This window comes from Streptomyces sp. NPDC059456 (assembly GCF_042750055.1).
GTDB lineage: Bacteria > Actinomycetota > Actinomycetes > Streptomycetales > Streptomycetaceae > Streptomyces.
The window spans coordinates 1-5,058 of sequence record NZ_JBHYVA010000629.1; the positions used below are offsets into that span (position 1 = coordinate 1).

The 5,058-nt window shown below is 75.4% G+C and carries 5 protein-coding genes; 1 reads left to right on the forward strand and 4 read right to left on the reverse strand.

What is annotated here, in order from left to right; all coding sequences use genetic code 11:
* From ACFXA3_RS35090 to ACFXA3_RS35105, 4 genes are all read right to left on the reverse strand, one after another.
* A partial coding sequence (locus ACFXA3_RS35090; protein WP_385193834.1) for an FAD-dependent monooxygenase occupies nt 1-1,442 on the reverse strand: 1,442 nt, incomplete at its 3' end.
* A gap of 127 nt (nt 1,443-1,569) precedes the next feature.
* A complete protein-coding gene (gene lysA, locus ACFXA3_RS35095; RefSeq protein WP_385193826.1) occupies nt 1,570-2,904 on the reverse strand; it encodes a diaminopimelate decarboxylase in 1,335 nt (444 codons plus the stop codon).
* Nucleotides 2,905-2,918: 14 nt separating this feature from the next.
* Complete coding sequence (locus ACFXA3_RS35100; protein WP_385193828.1) at nt 2,919-3,272, reverse strand: SAV_915 family protein; 354 nt, start codon at nt 3,270-3,272, stop codon at nt 2,919-2,921.
* A 187-nt stretch (nt 3,273-3,459) separates the two neighbouring features.
* Nucleotides 3,460-4,494 carry a cation diffusion facilitator family transporter gene (locus ACFXA3_RS35105; RefSeq protein WP_385193830.1) on the reverse strand — a complete coding sequence of 345 codons (1,035 nt, stop codon included), beginning with the start codon at nt 4,492-4,494 and terminating at the stop codon, nt 3,460-3,462.
* Between the two features lie 70 nt (nt 4,495-4,564).
* On the opposite strand from ACFXA3_RS35105, the gene ACFXA3_RS35110 reads away from it, so the two are divergent.
* Entirely contained in the window at nt 4,565-4,921 is a 357-nt protein-coding gene (locus ACFXA3_RS35110) for an ArsR/SmtB family transcription factor (RefSeq protein ID WP_385193832.1), read from the forward strand.
* The last annotated feature ends 137 nt before the right edge of the window (nt 4,922-5,058 follow it).

Genomic DNA, 5,058 nt, shown 5'->3' on the forward strand with positions numbered 1-5,058 from the left:
GGGAGGATCGCGCACTCCCCCACCCGCCCCGCCGCCGCGCCCCGTACCGCGGAGGCCGCCCCGGCGAGGCCGGCCGCGGCCGCGGCGGGCCCGTACAGCAGCAGCACGTGCTCCCGGCCGCGCAGCAGGTCGTACAGCCGCAGCGGGTACGCGGCGATGTCCCCGGTGAGCCCGCCGCAGTCCGGTGCGCGGTCGCCGGGCCGCGGCCCGGGCCCGCCGTCCGGCTCCCATCGCTGGACGACGGGGCTGCCCCGGTAGCCGACCAGCAGCTGGGCCTGGCGCATCATCAGAGTGTCCGCGTCCTCCGGGTCGGCCTGCACGCCCTCGGCGGACTGCCGGACGGTACGGCCCACGACCTCCTCGCCCACCGGCCGGCGCTCCGCGTCGTAACTCGCGAGCAGCGCCGGAGCCGCCGCGCCCTCCACGGCCAGCGCCAGCTTCCACGCCAGGTTCCAGGCGTCCTGGATCCCGGTGTTCATGCCCTGCGCACCGGTCGGCGGATGGATGTGGGCCGCGTCCCCGGCCACGAAGACCCGCCCGCCCCCGTACCGGTCCACCAGCCGGTGGCTGATCCGGAACACCGAAGACCAGCGCATGGCCGACGCCGTGACAGGCTGCGGCGACAGCCGGTCCAGCACGGTCTGGATGTGGCCCAGCCCCGGGGCCCGCGCGCCCTCCAGGCCGTGCACCACCCCGTCACCGCCCTGCGGCGGGGCGGCGGAGAGCTCGGGCGGCACCATCATGGACACCCGGTAGCGTCCGGCGCCCGGCAGCGGAATGCACACCAGGACGTCGTCGACGGCGCCCCCGGCGTCCCGGTGCATGGCGCGCACCCCGTACCCGTACGGCAGGTCCCAGTCGACCTCCACGTCGGCCAGCATGTACTCCTCCGGAAAGGCGCCGCCCTCGAAGCCCAGGCCGAGCCCCTTGCGGACGGTGCTGTGCGCGCCGTCGCAGCCCACCAGGTACCGGGTCCGGACCTCCTCGTCCCCGGCGGGGCCGGTGAGCCGGCAGGTCACGCCGTCGGCGTCCTGGACGAACGAGACGAGCCCGGTGCCCCGCTCGACCGGCGTGCCGAAGCCCGCCAGGAACTCCTCGATGAGCCGCTCGGTTTCGTACTGCGGCAGAGCGGCGAAGCGGTACGGCACCCCGGGCGGCAGCGCCAGGTCCAGCCGGGGCTGCTCCACGCCGTTCACGTAGGTCAGCTGCCCGCGCATCAGGACGGCCGCCTCCAGGGCGGCCCGGACGAAGCCCATCCGGTCCCAGATCTCCAGGGTGCGCGGCTGGATCCCCACCGCCTTCGCGTACGGCAGCCTCGCCGGCAGCCGGTCCACGATGCGGCAGGAGATCCCGCGCCGCCGCAGCTCGGCGGCCGCCGTCAGCCCGACCGGCCCCGCGCCCGCCACCAGGACGTCCGCGGCCGCTCCCTCGGTGTGCGCCATCGCCGCCTCCCGGGCGGGTTCCCCGTACGAACGGATCTCCTCCATGGTGGCCCGGGGCCCCGCACCCGGCGATCGGGGTGCGGAGCCCGGTCCGGCGGGACGGGGCTGTGCGGGCGCGGAACCGGCCTCAGTCGCCGACGTCGCGGCGGCGGAAGTCGTCCAGGGTCTCGCGGCGCACGAGGAGCCGGGCCGTGCCGTCGTCGACGGCGATGACCGGGGGACGGCCGACCATGTTGTAGCCCGAGGCCATGGAGATCTGGTAGGCGCCCGACACGGGTACCGCGAGCAGGTCCCCGGGATGGACGTCGCCCGGCAGGTGCACGTCGGTGGCGAGGACGTCGCCCGCCTCGCAGTGCCGGCCGACGACCGTGGCGGTCAGCGGATCGGCGGCTGAGCGGCGGCCGATCAGCCGGGGCGCGTACCGGACCCCGTACAGGGCCGGGCGGGGGTTGTCGCTCATGCCGCCGTCCACGGCCACGAACACCCGGTCCCCGGTGCGTTTCACCGCGAGGACCCGGTAGAGCGCGACCCCGGCCGGGCCGACGATCGCACGGCCGGGTTCGACGGCGAGGCGGGGCACGGGCAGGCCGGCCGCCGCGCAGCTCTCCCTGAGCTCGGCGCGCAGCCGGCGGGCCAGCGCGGTGAGGTCGAGTGCCGCCTCCCCGGGCCGGTAGGCGATGCCGTGTCCGCCGCCCATGTCGAGTTCGGGGAGCACCACGCCGTGGGCGTCACGGATGCGGGCCATCAGGCCCACCATGCGGCGCACGGCGCCGGCGTACGGTTTGACGTCGGTGATCTGGGAGCCGATGTGGCAGTGCAGGCCGACCAGTTCGAGCTGCGGCTGGCCCAGGATGCGGGCGACGGCGTGCTGCGCGGAGCCGTCCGTGAGGGAGAGGCCGAACTTCTGGCCGTCGGTCCCGGTACGGATCTTCTCGTGGCCGCCGGCCGAAATGCCGGGGACGACGCGGACCAGCACCTTCTGATGTCCGTCGGGTCCGACGGCGGCCGCCAGCCGGGCGATCTCGGAGGGGCTGTCGATGACGATCCGGCCCACGCCGAGCCGCAGCGCGCTCGCGATGTCGCGGGGCGACTTGGCGTTGCCGTGCAGCAGGATGCGGTCCGGCGGGAACCCGGCGGTGACGGCGAGTTCGAGTTCGCCGGCCGAGCACACGTCGAGCCCCAGCCCCTCCTCGGCGACCCGGTGGACCATGGCGCGGGAGAGGAAGGCCTTGGCCGCGTAGAGGACTTCGCAGTCGGGGAAGGTGTCGCGGTAGGTGCGGCACCGGGCCCGGACCTCGCCCTCGTCCAGTACGTACGCCGGGGTGTCGAAGCGGTCCGCGATCTCGGTCAGCGGGACCCCGCCGACGGCGAGACCGCCGTGCGGCAGCCGGGTCGTCGACGCGGGCCAGACGGACAGCTCGTCCGCGCCCGCCGCGATCTCGGACAGGGTGGCAGTGGTCATGGACTGCTCCCCCCTCAGCCGGCCTGGACCGGGAGCAGGCCCGGGCGGAACCGCGCCGCCGGGGCGGGCGCCGGAGCGGCCGGCGGAGCCGACAGGGTGGGATCGACGGTGACCAGGTCCGCGCCGAGCGGCTCGCACAGCTCCCGCAGCACGGCCTCCGACAGGCGGATGCAGCCCTGGCCCTCGCCGAGCGTGGCGGCCAGCCGGTCCGTGCTGGTGAACCCGACGGCGGTACGGGCGCCCAGGGGCGTGCGGAACAGCCGGATGACCGTTTCCGCTCCCCTTCCCGGCCGGACGGGCACGTACAGGAGTCCGGCCGGGACCCGTTCCTCGGGCTCGGGATCGTCTTCGTGGCGGAACAGACACATGGGGCCCTCCCTGAGGAACCGCAAGAGGCGACTGGTGACGCCCCGAGTGCGGGGAGGCAGTCCGGGGCGCGACACCGAAGCTATCCCCGCACCCGTCCCCCGCGCCCCGGTCCCTGACGCCCCCTTGACGGGAAACGGCCCACTCCATACACACCGCTGACGGGCACCGGCCCCGCAGCCGCGTGCGTCAGCCCGACCGGCTCCCGTGGTGGGCCAGCGCGGCGTGCGGGTCCTCGTGGCCGGCGGTGTGGTCGATGTGGACGGTGGCCGCGGTCAGCCGGGGGACGGCATGGATGAGGGCGTGTTCGGCCTCGACGGCCAGGGCGTGCGCCTGCACCACCGTGAGGTGCGGGTCGACGACGATGTCGGCCTCGGCGCGCAGTGCGTGCCCGATCCAGCGCATGCGGACCTGCCCGGTGCCCCGTACGCCGGGCACGCCGAGCAGCGCGCCGTGCGCGGTGTCGACCAGGGCCGGATCGACGGAGTCCATCAGCCGCCGGCAGACCTCGCGCGCGGCGTCGCGCACCACCACGAGGATGGCGGCGGTGATGAGCAGGCCGACGACCGGGTCGGCGAGGCTCCAGCCGAGGGCGGAGCCGCCGGCGCCGAGGAGGACGGCCAGCGAGGTGAACCCGTCGGTACGGGCGTGCAGGCCGTCGGCGACGAGCGCCGCGGAACCGATCCGGCGCCCGGTGCGGATCCGCTGCCGGGCCACCCATTCGTTGCCGAGGAAGCCCACGACCGCGGCGCCCGCGACGGCCCACGGCTGCGTGACCTCACGGGGGTGGAGCAGCCGGTCCACGGCCTGGTGCGCACTGAGGGCGCAGGAGGCGGCGATCGTGAGGACGACCACGATCCCGGCCAGGTCCTCGGCGCGGCCGTATCCGTACGTGTAGCGGCGGTTCGCCGCCCGTCGGCCCAGGACGAACGCGATGCCGAGGGGGACGGCGGTCAGCGCGTCGGCGGCGTTGTGGACGGTGTCGCCGAGCAGGGCCACCGAACCGGACAGGACGACGACGGCGGCCTGGACGACGGTGGTCAGGCCGAGGACGCCCACCGACAGCCACAGCGTGCGCATGCCCTCGCGGGAGGTCTCCATCGCCGGATCGACCTTGGCCGCCGCGTCGTGGCGGTGCGGGGTGAACGCGTGCGCGGCGTGGGCGAGCCGGTGCCGCAGCCGCGCCCGCAACGCCCCGTCGTGGTGTTCGTGGTGGTGGCTCACAGCGTGCTCGCTTTCGACGAGGACGACGGGGACGGGCGGACGCGGACGCCCACGCGCCTAGTATGTGCGTATGAGCGCACGCATGCACCTATCACCTGCGCACGGTTCGCACCCGCAAGAACCCGGCCCGCAGGCCTTCGAGGCCGCGGCCGGGATCCTGGGCCTGCTGGCCGACCGCACCCGCCTCGCTCTCCTGCACACCCTGGCCTCGGCGGAATCCGATGTCGGCACCCTGGCCGCGGCGGTGGGAGCCGCCCGCCCGGCCGTCAGCCAGCACCTCGCCCGGCTGCGCATGTCGGGGCTGGTGACCACCCGCAAGGAGGGCCGCCGCGTGGTCTACGCCCTGGCCGACGACCACCTGCGGCGCCTCGTCGCCGAGGCGCTCGCCGCGGCCGGCCCCGATCGCCCCGGTCACGGCAGGGTGTGACACTGGGCGGGTGTCCGGAGGAGGCCGGGTCCTGACCGGTGCGGTCACCGTCGTGGCGTCCCTCGCCGAGCAACGTGGGGGAGTGTACCCGGGGGCGGGGAACCGGCGGAAATCGATCACCGGGCGGCCTGATCGGG

Coding starts and splice junctions, on each gene's coding strand:
- lysA (WP_385193826.1), bottom strand. CDS start 2,904: ATGACCACTGCCACCCTGTCCGAGATCGCGGCGGGCGCGGACGAGCTG.
- ACFXA3_RS35100 (WP_385193828.1), bottom strand. CDS start 3,272: ATGTGTCTGTTCCGCCACGAAGACGATCCCGAGCCCGAGGAACGGGTC.
- ACFXA3_RS35110 (WP_385193832.1), top strand. CDS start 4,565: ATGAGCGCACGCATGCACCTATCACCTGCGCACGGTTCGCACCCGCAA.